The sequence below is a fragment of the Pseudomonas sp. CFBP 13719 genome (assembly GCF_014842095.1).
Lineage (GTDB): Bacteria > Pseudomonadota > Gammaproteobacteria > Pseudomonadales > Pseudomonadaceae > Aquipseudomonas.
Genome location: NZ_JACYVB010000011.1, coordinates 1 through 15,790, shown reverse-complemented (window position 1 = coordinate 15,790; position 15,790 = coordinate 1). Strand labels below are relative to the sequence as shown.

Genomic DNA, 15,790 nt, shown 5'->3' with positions numbered 1-15,790 from the left:
CGCCCGCAGCTCAAGCGCTTTCGCGGCGGCCGAACGCCGCGAAAAAGCCTGGAGGCAAATGACTACACGGCTTCGAGCTTTGCGTAACCGAGCATCAGCCACTTGCTGCCCTCGGCGAAGTTGACCTGCACCCGCGCCTGCGCGCCGGAGCCTTCGAAGTTGAGGATCACGCCTTCGCCAAACACCGAATGCTGCACGCGCTGGCCCAGATTGAACTGGGTTTCCGGAATGTTGGCCGCACCGAACAGGCTGCTCGAGTTCTGCGCCTGGCCACCGCCGAAGGGACGACTCACGCTGTTGGACAGGCGCACTTCCTGGATCAGCCCGGCGGGCACCTCGCGCACGAAGCGCGACACCTTGTTGTAGGTTTCGCTGCCGTAGAGGCGGCGGGTCTCGGCGTAGGTCATCACCAACTGCTGCATGGCCCGGGTGATGCCGACATAGGCCAGCCGCCGCTCCTCTTCGAGACGGCCTGGCTCTTCCAGGCTCATCTTGTGCGGGAACAGGCCTTCTTCCATGCCCACCAGGAACACGTAGGGAAACTCGAGGCCCTTGGCGCTGTGCAGGGTCATCAGCTGCACGCTGTCCTCGTGCTCCTCGGCCTGGGTGTCGCCGGCCTCGAGCGAGGCATGGCCCAGGAATGCCGCCAGCGGCGTCAGATCGGCTTCTGCCTCGCCGTTTTCGAAGTTGCGCGCAGCGCTGACCAGTTCCTCGAGGTTTTCCACCCGTGCCTGGCCTTTTTCGCCCTTTTCTTCCTGGTGGTAGATGATCAGGCCGGACTGCTCGATGACGGTCTGGGTCATCAGGTGCAACGGCATCTGCATGACCTTGGCGGCGAGGTTTTCGATCAGCTCGATGAAGGCACTCAGGGCATTGGCGGCACGCCCGGTCAGGCCCTTGTTGGCCACCAGCTGGCGGCCGGCTTCCCACATCGACACTTCGCCATGACGGGCATGCTGACGGATGGCTTCGATGGTCTTCTCGCCCAGGCCGCGTGGCGGGACGTTGATCACCCGCTCCAGGGCGGCATCGTTGCCGCGCCCTTCGAGCAGGCGCAGGTACGCCATGGCGTTCTTGATTTCGGCGCGCTCGAAGAAGCGCTGTCCGCCATAGATGCGATAAGGGATACGCTCGCGCAACAGCGCTTCTTCCAGCACCCGCGACTGGGCGTTGGAACGGTAGAGAATGGCGATGTCGCTGCGCGCCAGGCCGGTCTTGAGCGCGCTCTCGATGGTTTCGACCACATAGCGCGCCTCGTCGTGTTCGTTGAACGCGGCGTACAGGCTGATCGGCTCGCCATCGCCGCCATCGGTCCACAGCTCCTTGCCCAGTCGCCCGCTGTTGTTGGCGATCAGGGCGTTGGCAGCCTTGAGGATGCCGGCGGTGGAGCGGTAGTTCTGTTCCAGACGAATCAGCTGCGAATCCGGGAAGTCGGCGGAATACTGGTGAATGTTCTCGATCTTGGCGCCGCGCCAGCCGTAGATCGACTGGTCGTCGTCGCCTACCACCATCAGGCTGTCGCCACCTTGAGCCAGCAACCGCAGCCAGGCGTATTGCACGGCGTTGGTGTCCTGGAATTCGTCGACCAGCACATGGCGGAAACGGCGCTGGTAGTGCGCCAGCAGGCCGGGATTGTCGCGCCACAGGTCAAGGGCACGCAGCAGCAGCTCGGAGAAGTCGATCACGCCGGCCCGCGCGCAGGCCGCCTCGTAGGCTTCATAGATCGAGCGCATGGTCGCCAGGAACAGGTCGCCACCGGGCTGGATGTGCTGCGGGCGCAAACCCTCGTCCTTCTGCCCGTTGATGAACCACTGCGCCTGGCGCACCGGCCACTTCTGCTCGTCCAGGCCCAGCTCGCGCATGACCCGCTTGACCAGGCGTTGCTGGTCGTCGCTGTCGAGAATCTGGAAGTTCTGGTTCAGGTTGGCTTCCTGCCAGTGCGCGCGCAGCAGGCGGTGCGCCAGGCCGTGGAAGGTGCCGACCCACATGCCGGCCGGATTGATGCCCATCAGCTGCTCGATGCGCTGGCGCATCTCGGCGGCCGCCTTGTTGGTGAACGTCACCGACAGCAGAGAGTGGGGCGAAGCGTTCTCGACCTGGATCAACCAGGCGATACGGTGCACCAGCACTCGGGTTTTACCGGAACCAGCACCGGCCAGGACCAACTGACGGCCAACGGAGGCCGCTACGGCCTGGCGTTGGGCATCGTTGAGGGAGTTCAGCAGAAGGGAGAGGTCATCGCGCATCCGGGCATTTTAGGGTGCGCGGTGGAGTTGGGGCAAACAAGAGTTGCGCGTCTTGGAGCAAATACCCCCAGAGTCGGACATAAGGTGCATGTGCGCCGCCTGTGCTTGTGTATTCTGACTCGACGGATGGCACCTCACGACAAGCACATTGCCCATGACGCCGAACCTCAACCCGCTGGACTCGCCCCTGGAGCAGCAGGCCCTGCAGGAGCGCTACGCCGCGCAATTGGCCGCCGAGCGAACGCGCCTGCTGTACCAGGGCTCGTTGCTGCCGACCTTGCTGATGCTGCTCAACGGCGGCCTGTGCGCCTGGCTACTATGGACTCCGCAGCATTACCTGGGGGTCAGCATCGGGTTATTGTGGCTGTTGCTGCTGGTGGCCGGACGGGTCATCCAAGTGGCGGCGTTCGATGCGGCCATGCCCGATCGGCAGGCGCAGGGGCACTGGCGGCGCATGTTCATCGTCGGTTCGGCCGTCAGCGGCGCAACGCTGGCAGCGGCGGCCATTGCCCTGGTCTCGGAGGACAACCTCATTCAACAGGCCTGGGTGTTCGGCCTGCTTGGCGCGGCGACGCTCTCAGCCAGCGTCGCCTACGCCGTCAGCCTGCCGGCCTTTCTTGCCTATACCCTGCCGTGCCTGCTGCCGCCCACCGCCTACCTGTTCGTATGGAACGATGGCGCCCAGCGCGGCTGGGGCTGGTTCGGGCTGATCTTTCTGGGCGCGTTGCTGGTGGTGGCCTGGCAGGTCAACCGCTTGACCAACCGCAGCCTGTTGCGGCGCTTCCGCAATCAGGAACTGATCGAAACCCTGCAGTTGGCGCAAAGCCGCAGCGAGCGCTTGAACCAGGCCCTGACCACCGAGGTGGGCCAGCGTCGCGAGGCCCAGCAGCAATTGGCTCAAGCCCATGCGCAGCTTGAAAATCGCGTGCAGCAGCGCAGTCGTGAACTGGATCAGGCCAATCGGGCGCTCGGCAAGAGCGAGCAGCGTCTGGCCCTGGCCCTGGAGGCGAGCGGTTTGGGGCTTTGGGACTGGAACCTGAGCACCGACGAGGTCTACCACACTCAACTCAAGGAGTTGTTCGGCCTGGAACCGGAATTCATGCAGGCAATGCTCAAGCAACTGCGCCCCCGCATGCACCCGGAGGACGTGCCGCGGGTGAAGCGCGCCATGATCGACCACCTCAAAGGGCGCAGCGACGACTACCTGGTGCAGTACCGCATCCGCCACCACGAAGGCCACTGGTTGTGGATCGAAGACCACGGTCGGGCCGTGGAGCGTGCGGCGGATGGCAGTGTCCTGCGCATGGTCGGTACCCGCCGCGATGCCAGCCGCGACATCGTGTTGAGCGGCCAGTTGCAGTTGGCAGGGTTGGTGTTCGACAACTCGAGTGAAGGCATCCTGGTACTCGATGCCCAGTACAAGGTGTTGACGTCGAATCCGGCATTCAGCCGCATAACCGGTCTGGCGGCAGATCAGGTGTGCGGCCGAGCCTGGTTGCAACTGCCTTGCAGCCGCGATGCACGTCGGTGCGCGACATCCATCCAGCACGCCATGGACGCCGAGGGCGCATGGCAGGGAGTGCTCACGGAGACGCGACTGGATGGGGAGCAGTATCGTCAATGGTTGCAACTGATCGGTGTGCGAAATGCTCGAGGTGAAATTCACCAGACCATTGTTCTGCTGACGGACGTCTCTGCGCGCATCGGTTACAGCCCCTAGCTTGGGCGAGGGGGTGCAGGGGTAAGATTCGCCTGATGCCAACGGCATTCGCAAAGCGCCAGGATCGGCAGCCGATTACCCTTGCTGAGACGTTTAACTGGGCGATCACAGAGGCCTGTAGTATAACTGCAGGTCAGCTACATCCCGGCCCTTCGACCCCTTTAGCGGAAGCTGTCCCTTGAACCTGCTGCAACACATCGACCAGTCTCGCCACCTGCTGCGCAAATCCGAACTCAAGGTTGCCGAGCATGTGCTGCTGGACCCTGCGGCGGTGATGCACAGCTCAATGGCCGACCTGGCTCACAGCGTGGGCATCAGCGAGCCGACCATCGTGCGCTTCTGCCGGGCGATCGGCTGCACCGGTTTTCAGGACCTCAAGCTCAAGCTGGCGCAAAGCCTGGCGGCGGGAGCGAGCTTCGGTCAGTTCGCCATCCACGAAGACGATTCGGTGGCCGACTACAGCCTGAAAATCTTCGACACCACCCTGCACACCCTGATGGAGGTGCGTGAGAAGCTTGATCCCGAGGCCTTGCAGCGGGCGATCAGCGCCATGGTCACCGCGCAGCGGGTCGAGTTCTACGGGTTCGGCGCATCGGGTGCGGTGGCGGCCGATGCCCAGCACAAGTTCTTCCGCCTGCTGCTGACGGCGGCGGCGTACTCGGATCCGCACATGCAGGCCATGTCGGCGGTGACCCTGAAGCCAACCGACGTGGCCGTGTGCATCTCCCAATCCGGGCGCTCCAAGGACCTGCTGATCACCGCCAACCTGGTGCGTGAAACCGGCGCCACCCTGATTTCGCTGTGCCCGGGGCAGACGCCGCTGGCGGAACTGGCGACGGTCAACCTGGCGGTCGACGTGCATGAAGACACCGAGATCTACACCCCCCTGGCTTCACGCATCGCCCACCTGGTGGTGATCGACGTGCTGGCCATGGGCGTGGCAATGGCCCGCGGCCCAGACCTGGTCAATCACTTGAAGAGCGTCAAGCGCAGTCTGCGCAGCCTGCGCCTGTCGCCCAAGTCTTTGAAGGCCCACGAGGCCCACGAGGACTGAGCGGCCGCTTCGGGTTTAACCCGATGTTCACCGCCTCGTCGCCAAACCTTCACATAGCCACGCCACCCTGTACTCCCGAACTCGAACTGGGAGACACGCAATGGCTCGTTACTTCGATGGCTCGCAACCGCAGGGCAACAGCGCTACCCGTACCAAACGCCAGCAGGAGGATCAGCGCCGCATGGAGTTTCGCCGCGCGATCGAGAGCTATTCCGAGCAGCGTCGCTTGCTCCAGGAAATCGGCGACGATGCCGAGCTCAATTATTGGCAGGCGGCATCGGCGGGTTCCCGGCAAAGCGCTCGACCAGCGCCGTGATCTGCGCACGTTCGGCGCGGATGAATGCGGCGAAGGCCAATGCCACTGGCGACTGACGCCGTGCCTTGGCTTGTACCACGCACCAACTGCGCTGCAACGGCAGCTCTTCCACACGCAACTCACGCAGCGTGCCTGTGGATAACTCCCTGGCGACGGCGTGGCGTGTCAGCAGTGCGAGGCCCAGCCCTGCAATCACGCATTCGCGCTGAGCCTCGGCAGAAGACACCTCCAGCGTCTGCGCGAAATGCACGCGCTTCTCCTTGAAATATTCCTCGCACGCTCGTCGCGTGCCCGAGCCCTGTTCGCGTACCAGCAAGGTATAGGCTTGCAGGTCCTGCAGGTTCACTCGTTGCGCCCGGCACAGCGGGTGCTCGGGCGGCGCCACCGCCACGATCGGGTTGTTGAGGAAGGGCATGAAGTCCAGCCCCATGTCCTGCGGCACCATCGACATTATGGTCACGTCGTCGCGGTTGTCGCTCAAACGCCGAATCACCTGCGCACGGTTGACCACCGTGAGCTGCAGATTGACTTCCGGATGCAGCGTGCGAAAGGCAGCGAACAGGTGCGGCGTGAAATATTTGGCACTGGATTCGACCGCCAGCTTGAGCTGCCCCTGCAGCGAGCCCTGCAGGTCGGAGAGCTGCATGTCGAGGTTTTCCAGGCGGCCGAAGATGTCCCGGCTGGCGGCCTGCAGCGCTTCGGCTGCCTCGGTCAGGTAGAGCTTCTTGCCCACGTAGTCGAACAGCGGCTGACCCACCAGTTCTTCCAGCTGACGAATCTGCAGGCTGACCGCCGGTTGGGTCAGCGACATTTCTTCCGCCGCACGGCTGTAGGAGCGCAGGTCGCACACTTCGTTGAACACTTGCATCTGACGCAACGTCAAGCGCATCAATGACTTACGCATTTTTCAATCCGATTTACGGTGGGCAGTCCATCAACTATAAGCTTTGGCTAATATGTAACCTAACAAAGATTTATTTTTATTAATCTTCATGCCGCGCTAGCTTGCAGGGGCGACCAGGAAACAACTGGTTACCCAAAGGGTCGGCCACGCACCGACCTGAATGGATTCATCGGTCGAGGAAATTCCAAGTGATAAAAAAGATCCTGATCGCCAACCGAGGTGAGATTGCCGTACGTATCGTACGAGCCTGCGCCGAAATGGGCATTCGTTCGGTCGCGATCTATTCCGAAGCCGATCGTCACGCGTTGCACGTCAAGCGCGCCGACGAAGCCCACAGCATCGGTGCCGAGCCCCTGGCCGGTTACCTGAACCCACGCAAGCTGGTGAACCTGGCGGTGGAAACCGGCTGTGATGCCTTGCACCCGGGCTATGGCTTTCTTTCCGAGAACGCCGAGCTGGCAGATATCTGCGCCGAGCGCGGGGTGAAGTTCATCGGTCCGTCGGCCGAGGTCATCCGCCGCATGGGCGACAAGACCGAAGCCCGGCGCAGCATGATCAAGGCGGGCGTGCCGGTCACGCCCGGCACCGAGGGCAACGTGGCCGACATCCGCGAAGCGCTGGAGGAGGGCGAACGCATCGGCTACCCGGTGATGCTCAAGGCCACTTCCGGTGGCGGCGGGCGCGGCATTCGTCGCTGCAACAGCCGCGAGGAGCTGGAGCAGGCTTTCCCGCGGGTGATTTCCGAAGCGACCAAGGCCTTCGGTTCGGCCGAAGTGTTCCTGGAAAAATGCATCGTCAATCCCAAGCACATCGAAGCGCAGATCCTGGGTGACAGCTTCGGCAATGTGGTGCACCTGTTCGAGCGCGATTGTTCGATCCAGCGGCGCAACCAGAAGCTCATCGAGATCGCGCCCAGCCCGCAACTGACCCCCGAGCAGCGCGCCTACATCGGCGACCTGTCGGTGCGTGCGGCCAAGGCGGTGGGTTACGAGAACGCCGGCACCGTGGAATTCCTGCTCGCCGAGGGCGAGGTGTATTTCATGGAGATGAACACCCGGGTGCAGGTGGAACACACCATCACCGAGGAAATCACCGGCATCGACATCGTTCGCGAGCAGATTCGCATTGCTTCGGGGCTTGCGCTTTCGGTGAAGCAGGAAGACATCGTGCACCGTGGCTTTGCCCTGCAGTTCCGCATCAATGCCGAGGACCCGAAGAACAATTTCCTGCCCAGCTTCGGCAAGATCACCCGCTACTACGCGCCCGGTGGGCCGGGCGTACGCACCGACACGGCGATCTACACCGGCTACACCATTCCGCCGTTCTACGACTCCATGTGCCTGAAGCTGGTGGTCTGGGCGCTGACCTGGGAAGAGGCCATGGACCGTGGCCTGCGGGCGCTGGATGACATGCGCCTGCAAGGCATCAAGACCACCGCGGCGTACTACCAGGAAATCCTGCGCAACCCCGAGTTTCGCAGTGGCCAGTTCAACACCAGTTTCGTCGACAGCCACCCCGAGCTGACCCAGTACTCGATCAAGCGCAAACCCGAAGAGCTGGCCCTGGCCATCGCCGCCGCCATCGCCGCCCACGCCGGCCTGTGAGGAACACAACAATGTCCAATACGCCCGTTTCCAAGCGAATATTCGTTACCGACACCATCCTGCGCGACGCCCATCAGTCCTTGCTGGCAACGCGCATGCGCACCGAAGACATGCTGCCTATCTGCGACAAGCTCGACCGGGTGGGTTACTGGTCGCTGGAAGTATGGGGCGGCGCCACCTTCGATGCCTGCGTGCGCTTTCTCAAGGAAGACCCATGGGAACGCCTGCGCAAGCTGCGCGAGGCACTGCCGAACACGCGTCTGCAGATGCTCCTGCGCGGGCAGAACCTGCTCGGCTACCGGCATTACAGCGATGACGTGGTGCGGGCCTTCGTGGCCAAGGCGGCCGACAACGGTATCGACGTGTTCCGCATCTTCGATGCCATGAACGACGTGCGTAACCTGCGCGTGGCCATCGAGGCCGTTAAGGCAGCCGGCAAACACGCCCAGGGCACCATCGCCTATACCACCAGCCCGGTGCATACCGTGGCCGCGTTCGTGGCCCAGGCCAAACAGATGGAAGCCATGGGCTGCGACTCGGTGGCGATCAAGGACATGGCGGGCCTGCTGACGCCTTATGCGACCGGCGAACTGGTCAGGGCGTTGAAGGCCGAGCAGTCGCTGCCGGTGTTCATCCACAGCCACGACACGGCCGGCCTGGCCGCGATGTGCCAGCTCAAGGCCGTGGAAAATGGCGCCGATCATATCGACACCGCCATCTCGAGCTTCGCCTGGGGCACCAGCCATCCGGGCACCGAGTCGATGGTCGCGGCGCTCAAGGGCAGCGAATTCGATACCGGCCTGAGCCTGGAACTGCTGCAGGAAATCGGCCTGTATTTCTACGCCGTGCGCAAGAAGTACCACCAGTTCGAAAGCGAATTCACCGCGGTCGATACCCGCGTGCAGGTCAACCAGGTGCCCGGCGGGATGATTTCCAACCTGGCCAACCAGCTCAAGGAGCAGGGCGCGCTGAACCGCATGAACGAGGTGCTGGCCGAGATCCCCAAGGTGCGCGAAGACCTCGGCTTCCCACCATTGGTAACGCCTACCTCGCAGATCGTCGGTACCCAGGCGTTCTTCAACGTATTGGCCGGCGAGCGCTACAAGACCATCACCAACGAAGTGAAGTTGTACCTGCAAGGCGGCTATGGCCAAGCCCCGGGCCAGGTCGACGAAAAGCTGCGTCGGCAGGCCATTGGCAGCGAAGACGTCATCGATGTGCGTCCCGCCGACCTGCTCAAGCCCGAGATGGACAAGCTGCGCAAGGACATCGGCGAACTGGCTACGTCCGAGGAAGATGTGCTGACCTTCGCCATGTTTCCCGACATCGGCCGCAAGTTCCTCGAGGAGCGCGCCGCCGGGACCCTGGTACCCGAGGTGCTGCTGCCGATTCCTGAAGCGGGCACCCAGGCTGCGCGCAGCGGCGAGGGCGTACCGACCGAGTTCGTCATCGATGTGCACGGCGAGAGCTATCGAGTCGACATCACCGGTGTCGGGGTCAAGGCCGAAGGCAAGCGGCACTTCTACCTGTCCATCGACGGCATGCCTGAAGAGGTGGTGTTCGAGCCCTTGAACGAGTTCGTCGGCGGCGGTATCGGCAAACGCAAGCAGGCCAGCGAACCGGGCCATGTCAGCACCGCCATGCCTGGCAATATCGTCGATGTGCTGGTCAAGCTGGGTGACTCGGTCAAGGCCGGCCAGGCGCTGTTGATCACCGAGGCGATGAAGATGGAAACCGAGGTCCAGGCCGGTGTGGCAGGCAAGGTCACGGCGATCCACGTAGCCAAGGGCGACCGCGTGAACCCCGGCGAGATACTGATCGAGATCGAGGGCTGACCTCAGGTTTCAAGGTTTTCCTCTGGGGGCCGGGTGGCCCCCTTTTTTTTGTCCACCCGGCAGCCCCGACATGGATCAGAAACGCATTTGCCACTGGCCGACCACGGCATGGTTGCGACTGTTGCTACCCAGCTCGCCCGTGTAACCGATGCCGATACTGTGCCGCGCACTGACACCCAGGTCCAGGCCGGCTTCGACCATCAGGCTGTCGCGATCCAGTGCGCTGCCTTCGACACTGAACGCGTTGCCGCCACTGGCAAGAGCCTGCCGCGTGCTGTTGTCGACGTCTCCATAAGCATGACGCCAGCCCAGGCTGCCGCGCGGCGTCAGGCTCATGCCGTTGTCCAGTTGGCTCAAGTGAGCCAGGCGCACGCCGAAAGTGCTGGTGAAGTTGTCCTGTGTCTGTGCGTCCACGGCGAGCGCGGCGGCCCCGCCTTTTTCGCGGTAGCTGTCGCGGCTGTAGCGCTGATAGCCCAGGTTGGCGAAGGGTTCGGCGCTGAGACGACCGCTGCCCAGGTCGTAGCCCAGTTCGGCGAAAGCTTGCTGGCTGTCGGCGTCGTAGTCGCCGCGCAAACGGTCGCTGAAACCGGCGAAGTCGACACTGCGCTTGCTGTTGCCATCATGCCGGCTGTAGGCGGCACCCAGGCGCAGGGCCAGCGGACCGCTCTGGCGCATGGCATAGATGCCTGCGTGCCAGCTGTCGATTTTGCCGTCCACGCCGGACGCGTCCAGGTCGGTACGTGAATAACCGCCCAGCAGGCCCACGCGCCAGTCCGGTGTCAGTGCCCAGTCGGTGCCCAGCACGGCGCCCGAAGTCCGCTGTTCGAGGCCATCGCTGCCGTGCTCGCCATCGAGCTTGCCGTAGCTGCCCAGGGCCTGCACCCAGACGCGGCCTCGTGCGTTCGGGTCGTTGAGGTTGCGGGCCTGATCGGGGATGCCGCTGGCTGCCAGCACCGGCGTGTCTTGTGCGCCCAGGCCCACCAGCAAGCCGCTGCCGCTGCCCATCTGGCGCATGGCTGACAATATGCTGCTGCCGACCTGGGTGGTACCGGCCAGGGTTGCGGCAGCCAGATTGGCGTTGCTGCTGCCGGCCAGTTGCTCGAGGGCCGCCCCTGCGCTGGCGGTGCTGGTGCCGAGCAGGGCGTTGTACAAGGTGCCGCTGCTTGCTGCGGCCAGACTGCGGGCGGCATTGCCGCCATTGGTGGTGCTGGCGAAGTCGGCGAAGGCGATGTCGTTGCGGGTGTAGTCGAGGTCGACCGTGGTCGCGCTGTAGCTCAGGGTCGGGGTCAGAAACGCGTAGTCACTCGTCACCGTACCGAAGCGACCGTTCACGCTGCCCGCGTGCAGCACGGTGTAGCGGCTCTGCCAGGGGTATTCGCCACTGTTCGGGACAACGGCCAAGGTGGCGCCGTCGAGATTGGCCGCGCCTGCGACCTGCAGCGGCGCACTGCTGCCATCGGCATTCACCCCATACGCCAGGGTTGCGCCGCGTGCCAGGGTCAGGTCGCCGTTGACCAGGGCAGTGCCCAGCTGGCTGTTGCTCGACAAGGTCCCGTTCACGCGCAGGTTGCCTACTGCGCCACCGCCGGCGTAGACCCCGCCCGGGTCAACGCTGAGGTTGCCGGCAATACTGCCCTGGTTGATCAACGTGGCGCCGTTGGCAATGCGGCTGTCGGCGCTGAAATCACCGATGCTGGTAAGGGTCCAGGTGCCGCTCTGCACGTCCAGGGTTTCGAAGTGGCGGCTGTTGCCGAAACTGCCGCCGGCATTGCCTTGCAGGGTCACACGATCGCGGCCGCTGCCGCCGTCGACCATGCCGTTGAAGCGACCACCGCTGCGTACGGTCAAGTCGTCATCGCCTGCGCCCATTTGCAGTGCCTGTCCATTGCTGCCGCTGATGGAGCCGGCGTTGATCACGGTGTCGGCGAACTCGCCATTGAGCTGCACGCCGAAGCCGTTGAGCCCGCTGATGCTGCCATGGTTCTCCAGATAAGTGGCGCCATGGGCCGAGCCATTGCTGCCATCATCGATCAGGATGGCATTGTCGGCGCCGCTGATGGTGGCGCCTGCCGCATTGAAGATATAACCGCCACCCATGGCGATGCCTTCGCTGGCATTGAGGGGATCGCCTGGCTTGGCACCGGATGCGCCGGTGCCGCGAATGGTGCCGTAGTTTTCGATATGGCCGATGTAGTCGATGTCCACGCCGTCGCCGTCGCCCACTGGCTGCAGCCCGGACACATCGCCGGAGATCAGGCCGTGGTTGATCACCGTGCCGTTGCCGTCCGAACCGTAGCCCGAGCCATTGCGGCCGATCAGCGTGCCTTCGTTGTACAGCAGTGCGCCTTCGTCCGTGGTAAGGCCGTGGCGGCCGCCGCTGATCAAGCCATGGTTGTACACGGACACGCCAGTAGCTGCGGCCACGTCGATACCGTCGTACTTGTCGTCGAGGCTGAGGGTGTCGCCTGTGGATATCTCGCCGTGGTTGATGATCGTGGCATTGATGCCGGTTTTCATCGCGTCGTTCTTTTCGCTGCGGATCAACCCGCCGGCGCGGTTGTCGAGGGTGGTGGCAATGCCAGCGCTTTCCAGGGCTTCCAGATCGATGGCGCGCTTGTTCAGCGAGCGCAGCGTGCCACTGTTGTCGATGACAATGGTGCCACGGCTGAAATCTTCCTTGATGCGAAAGGCATCGGACGAGCCTTGAATCAGCGCACCGGCGCGATTGATCACCGTGTAGTTGCGCACGGCGCCGTTGCTGGAGCTGTCGATCGCCCGATCGGCGGTGGAGATCAGTCGACCTGAGTTATCCACAACCACGCCGGTGCCCGGCGCCGAACCCTTGAGCTTGATTGCCTCGGCACTGGCCGTGATGCTCCCGCCCTTGCTCACGGTCAGGCGATCGGTATCGCTGAGGCTTTGAGTTGCCTGGGTGGTAGTAACGATCTGCAGGTCTTTGGCGAAAACCGCCGACACCGGCGTGCCCAGAGCGAGCAGAGCGATGGCAAGGGCAAGACGGTGCGGAGAGTACGGCATGAGCGGACGACCTGGTTGCAGTGAGGTCGTCCTGTATAGCCTCTGGTCTTTACAGAATTATTTACACGGCGACACGAAACTGTTCCAAGGATTTGCGCTGGCCGGAGGAAGGCTGGTTTTCCACCGCCAGCCAGCCCTCGAACGCGCCCTCGATTGCCGGCCACTCAGTGTGGGTGATGGAAAAGTACGCCGTGTCACGGTTGCGACCCTTGACCACCATGTGCTGGCGGAACACGCCTTCGAGGCTGAAACCGACGCGTTCGGCGGCGCGGCGCGAACGTTTGTTGGCGTTGTCGCACTTCCATTCGACCCGGCGATAGCCCTGACCGAATGCCAGCTTGAGCGCCAGGTAGATCGCCTCGGTGCCCTTGGGCGTGCGCTGCATGGAGGCGGCAAAGGCCACGTGGCCGACTTCCAGGCGTCCGTGCGCCGGCACGATGGACATCAGGCTGAGGATGCCTTCGGCTTTGCCGGTGTGCTGGTCGACCACGCAGAAGCCCAGCGGATCGTTGCTGATGGCATAGCCGTCGAGCCAGATGTAGAACAGCTCCAGGTCGTTGAACGGGCCGTAGGGCAGGTAGTCCCACAGCTGCGCGTCGGACTGCGGCCCCTGCAGGGCTTCCCAGAGGTCTTCACCATGGCGCTTGGGATCGAGTTTCTCCAGGCGGATGAAGCGACCGTTCATGGTGGTCGCCACGGGTGCCTTGACGGGCTTCCAGTCGGATGCGGAGGCGGATGTAGGCATGGCAGCTCCTAGAGTGGCTTGCGAAATTGGATGAAACCGGGCTGCTCGGCGATATTGCGGTACAGCCCGATGGCAGTGCTGTTGGTTTCGTGGGTGAGCCAGTGCACCTTGGCGCAGCCGGCGGTCTTGGCGGTTGCGTAGACGAACTCGATCAACTGGCGACCTACGCCCCCACCGCGTACCGAGGCATCCACCAGCAGGTCTTGCAGGTAGCAGGAGTTTTCAATGGTCCAGCACGAGCGGTGATAGATGTAGTGAACCATGCCGATCGCCACGCCGTCGCGCCAGGCGAGCGCAGCGTGCATGGGTTCGGTGTCGTCGAGCATGCGCTGCCAGGTGACCTGGGTCACGGCTTCGGGGATGTCGGTCTGGTAGAAACGCTGGTAGGCCTGCCAGAGGTTCAGCCAGGCAGAATGATCGGCTGCGCTGACAGGACGAATTGCGAGGTCGGACATGGTCGAACTCCGATGGGTCGTGACCCTCATCTTGGCATCTTGTACGAGCCTGTGCATCCAAGTGCGTCGTGAAGATTATCCACACAGGTATCCACAGGGTTATACCCCTGGTTATGCACAGGCTTATCCACAGAAGAAGCCAAGTATCTGGTATTACATACAGTGAAATGGCTTGTTCAGCAGGTGTTGGACAGTTTCTGACCGGCGCGTCGAGGGAACGTTGCAAGAAGGTTGTTCACAAAATCTGCGGGTGCCTGGCACCGATCACCTGCGGCCTGAAGTCGCTCTGGTCGCACAGACGCATCAACGCCTGGCTTTAGGTTTTATACTGCTGCGCTGTCTTGTCTCTCTATTCGGATGCTGCCATGAGTTCGACTTTTTCTGTTGCCCCACGGCCTGCATTGGGTGCGCCGTTGGTGGCGGTGTCACTGCTGGTGCTCGGCGCGGTGTTTCTCGCCGCGGCGGTGGGTTCGCGCCAGGTACTGTTGTGGGCGGTCGGTGCGGCCCTGGGTCTGACGCTTTATCACGCCGCCTTCGGCTTCACGTCTGCCTGGCGGGTGTTCATCCGTGATCGCCGAGGCGCAGGGCTGCGTGCGCAGATGGTGATGCTGGCGCTGGCGGTGTTGCTGTTCTTCCCGGTTCTGGGTGCAGGCAGCCTGTTCGGCCAGCCGGTGGTAGGGCTGGTCGCGCCCGCCGGTTTGTCGGTGGTGTTCGGTGCCTTCATTTTCGGCATCGGCATGCAGTTGGGCGGCGGTTGTGCGTCGGGGACGCTGTTCACCGTCGGTGGGGGCAACGCGCGCATGCTGGTGACCCTGCTGTTCTTCATCTGTGGCTCGCTGATTGCGACCCATCATGTGGGCTGGTGGTTTGCCTTGCCATCGTTGCCGGCGATCTCGATCGTCAAGAGCCTGGGCGTGGTGCCGGCGCTGTTGCTGAGCCTGGGCGTGTTCGCGCTGATCGCGTGGGTGACGGTGGGCCTGGAACGGCGTCGGCATGGTGCGCTGGAAACACCCGAGGCGCGGGCGACGCCTGGTTCGAATAGGTTCCTGCGCGGGCCGTGGCCCTTGGTGTGGGGTGCCGTGGCGCTGGCGCTGCTCAACTTCGCCACGCTGGCGTTGGCCGGGCGGCCTTGGGGCATCACTTCGGCGTTTGCGCTGTGGGGGGCGAAAGTGGCCAGTGGGTTGGGCGTGGATGTGGGCAGTTGGGCGTTCTGGCAGACCGCAGCCAACGCCAAGGCGCTGGCGGCGCCGGTGTGGGAAGACATCACCAGCGTCATGGACATCGGTATCGTGCTGGGTGCGCTGCTGGCGGCGGGGTTGGCCGGGCATTTCGCGCCCAGCCTGAAGATCCCGCGTCGGTCACTGGTCGCAGCCGTGATTGGCGGGTTGTTGCTGGGGTATGGATCGCGCTTGGCTTATGGCTGCAACATCGGTGCGTATTTCAGCGGCATCGCCTCTGGCAGCCTGCATGGCTGGCTATGGCTGGTCGCAGCGTTCATCGGCAACAGCGTCGGCGTTCGCCTGCGTCCGTTGTTCTTTCCCAACGAAGCGCGCGTGGAACGCCTGACCGGCTGCTGAGTGACAGCAGCACCGCAGTGCCTGTTTCGCGGCCGATGACCGCTCCTACGGGATCGTGCAAGCTTCGTAGGAGCGGTCCGTGGCCGCGAAGGGCGCGCCGCAGTCTGCCTGATACACCGCAGCGCCTGTTTCGCGGCCGATGACCGCTCCTACGGGATCGTGCAAGCTTCGTAGGAGCGGTCCGTGGCCGCGAAGGGCGCGCCGCAGTCTGTCTGATGCACCGCAGCGCCTGTTTCGCGGCCGCTGACCGCTCCTACGGGATCGTGCAAGCTTCGTAGGAGCGGCCCGTGGCCGCGAA

The 15,790-nt window shown here is 63.5% G+C and carries 10 protein-coding genes and 1 pseudogene; 6 read left to right on the top strand and 5 right to left on the bottom strand.

The window, feature by feature from the left end; genetic code table 11:
- Positions 1 to 62: 62 nt before the first annotated feature.
- Positions 63 to 2,246, bottom strand: coding sequence for a DNA helicase II (gene uvrD, locus IFT57_RS24105; protein ID WP_192152931.1), 2,184 nt, complete (start codon positions 2,244 to 2,246; stop codon positions 63 to 65).
- A 154-nt stretch (positions 2,247 to 2,400) separates the two neighbouring features.
- Here uvrD and IFT57_RS24100 point away from each other — a divergent pair.
- From IFT57_RS24100 to IFT57_RS24090, 3 genes and pseudogenes are all read left to right on the top strand, one after another.
- Positions 2,401 to 3,948: pseudogene (locus IFT57_RS24100) on the top strand (PAS domain-containing protein); the annotation flags it as partial.
- A gap of 196 nt (positions 3,949 to 4,144) precedes the next feature.
- The gene (hexR, locus tag IFT57_RS24095; protein WP_122480007.1) at positions 4,145 to 5,020 is read left to right on the top strand and encodes a transcriptional regulator HexR; all 876 of its coding nucleotides are present in this window, start codon (positions 4,145 to 4,147) and stop codon (positions 5,018 to 5,020) included.
- Positions 5,021 to 5,120: 100 nt separating this feature from the next.
- Positions 5,121 to 5,336: a PA3496 family putative envelope integrity protein gene (locus IFT57_RS24090; protein ID WP_122716067.1), complete on the top strand. Its 216-nt coding sequence runs from the start codon at positions 5,121 to 5,123 to the stop codon at positions 5,334 to 5,336.
- On the opposite strand, the gene IFT57_RS24085 is transcribed toward IFT57_RS24090, so the two are convergent.
- Positions 5,278 to 6,240 carry a LysR family transcriptional regulator gene (locus tag IFT57_RS24085; RefSeq protein ID WP_192152929.1) on the bottom strand — a complete coding sequence of 321 codons (963 nt, stop codon included), beginning with the start codon at positions 6,238 to 6,240 and terminating at the stop codon, positions 5,278 to 5,280. The two genes, IFT57_RS24090 and IFT57_RS24085, sit on opposite strands and share 59 nt — an antisense overlap.
- A 188-nt stretch (positions 6,241 to 6,428) precedes the next feature.
- On the opposite strand from IFT57_RS24085, the gene IFT57_RS24080 reads away from it, so the two are divergent.
- Both IFT57_RS24080 and oadA read left to right on the top strand, forming a co-directional pair.
- Positions 6,429 to 7,844, top strand: a complete 1,416-nt coding sequence (locus IFT57_RS24080) for an acetyl-CoA carboxylase biotin carboxylase subunit (RefSeq protein ID WP_122480004.1) — start codon at positions 6,429 to 6,431, stop codon at positions 7,842 to 7,844.
- An 11-nt stretch (positions 7,845 to 7,855) separates the two neighbouring features.
- Positions 7,856 to 9,679, top strand: coding sequence for a sodium-extruding oxaloacetate decarboxylase subunit alpha (oadA, locus tag IFT57_RS24075; RefSeq protein WP_192152928.1), 1,824 nt, complete (start codon positions 7,856 to 7,858; stop codon positions 9,677 to 9,679).
- A 75-nt stretch (positions 9,680 to 9,754) separates the two neighbouring features.
- On the opposite strand, the gene IFT57_RS24070 is transcribed toward oadA, so the two are convergent.
- From IFT57_RS24070 to IFT57_RS24060, 3 genes are all read right to left on the bottom strand, one after another.
- Complete coding sequence (locus tag IFT57_RS24070) at positions 9,755 to 12,715, bottom strand: autotransporter family protein (RefSeq protein WP_192152927.1); 2,961 nt, start codon at positions 12,713 to 12,715, stop codon at positions 9,755 to 9,757.
- Between the two features lie 61 nt (positions 12,716 to 12,776).
- Positions 12,777 to 13,460, bottom strand: coding sequence for a GNAT family N-acetyltransferase (locus tag IFT57_RS24065; protein ID WP_122796696.1), 684 nt, complete (start codon positions 13,458 to 13,460; stop codon positions 12,777 to 12,779).
- Positions 13,461 to 13,468: 8 nt separating this feature from the next.
- On the bottom strand, positions 13,469 to 13,915 hold the full coding sequence (locus IFT57_RS24060) for a GNAT family N-acetyltransferase (RefSeq protein WP_192152926.1): 447 nt from the start codon (positions 13,913 to 13,915) through the stop codon (positions 13,469 to 13,471).
- A gap of 365 nt (positions 13,916 to 14,280) precedes the next feature.
- On the opposite strand from IFT57_RS24060, the gene IFT57_RS24055 reads away from it, so the two are divergent.
- Positions 14,281 to 15,492: a YeeE/YedE family protein gene (locus IFT57_RS24055; protein WP_192152925.1), complete on the top strand. Its 1,212-nt coding sequence runs from the start codon at positions 14,281 to 14,283 to the stop codon at positions 15,490 to 15,492.
- Positions 15,493 to 15,790 lie beyond the last annotated feature (298 nt).

Excerpts from the sequence above, each read along its gene's own strand:
- oadA (WP_192152928.1), top strand. The coding sequence starts at position 7,856 with ATGTCCAATACGCCCGTTTCCAAGCGAATATTCGTTACCGACACCATC.
- IFT57_RS24055 (WP_192152925.1), top strand. The coding sequence starts at position 14,281 with ATGAGTTCGACTTTTTCTGTTGCCCCACGGCCTGCATTGGGTGCGCCG.
- IFT57_RS24065 (WP_122796696.1), bottom strand. The coding sequence starts at position 13,460 with ATGCCTACATCCGCCTCCGCATCCGACTGGAAGCCCGTCAAGGCACCC.
- IFT57_RS24060 (WP_192152926.1), bottom strand. The coding sequence starts at position 13,915 with ATGTCCGACCTCGCAATTCGTCCTGTCAGCGCAGCCGATCATTCTGCC.
- IFT57_RS24090 (WP_122716067.1), top strand. The coding sequence starts at position 5,121 with ATGGCTCGTTACTTCGATGGCTCGCAACCGCAGGGCAACAGCGCTACC.
- IFT57_RS24085 (WP_192152929.1), bottom strand. The coding sequence starts at position 6,240 with ATGCGTAAGTCATTGATGCGCTTGACGTTGCGTCAGATGCAAGTGTTC.
- uvrD (WP_192152931.1), bottom strand. The coding sequence starts at position 2,246 with ATGCGCGATGACCTCTCCCTTCTGCTGAACTCCCTCAACGATGCCCAA.
- IFT57_RS24070 (WP_192152927.1), bottom strand. The coding sequence starts at position 12,715 with ATGCCGTACTCTCCGCACCGTCTTGCCCTTGCCATCGCTCTGCTCGCT.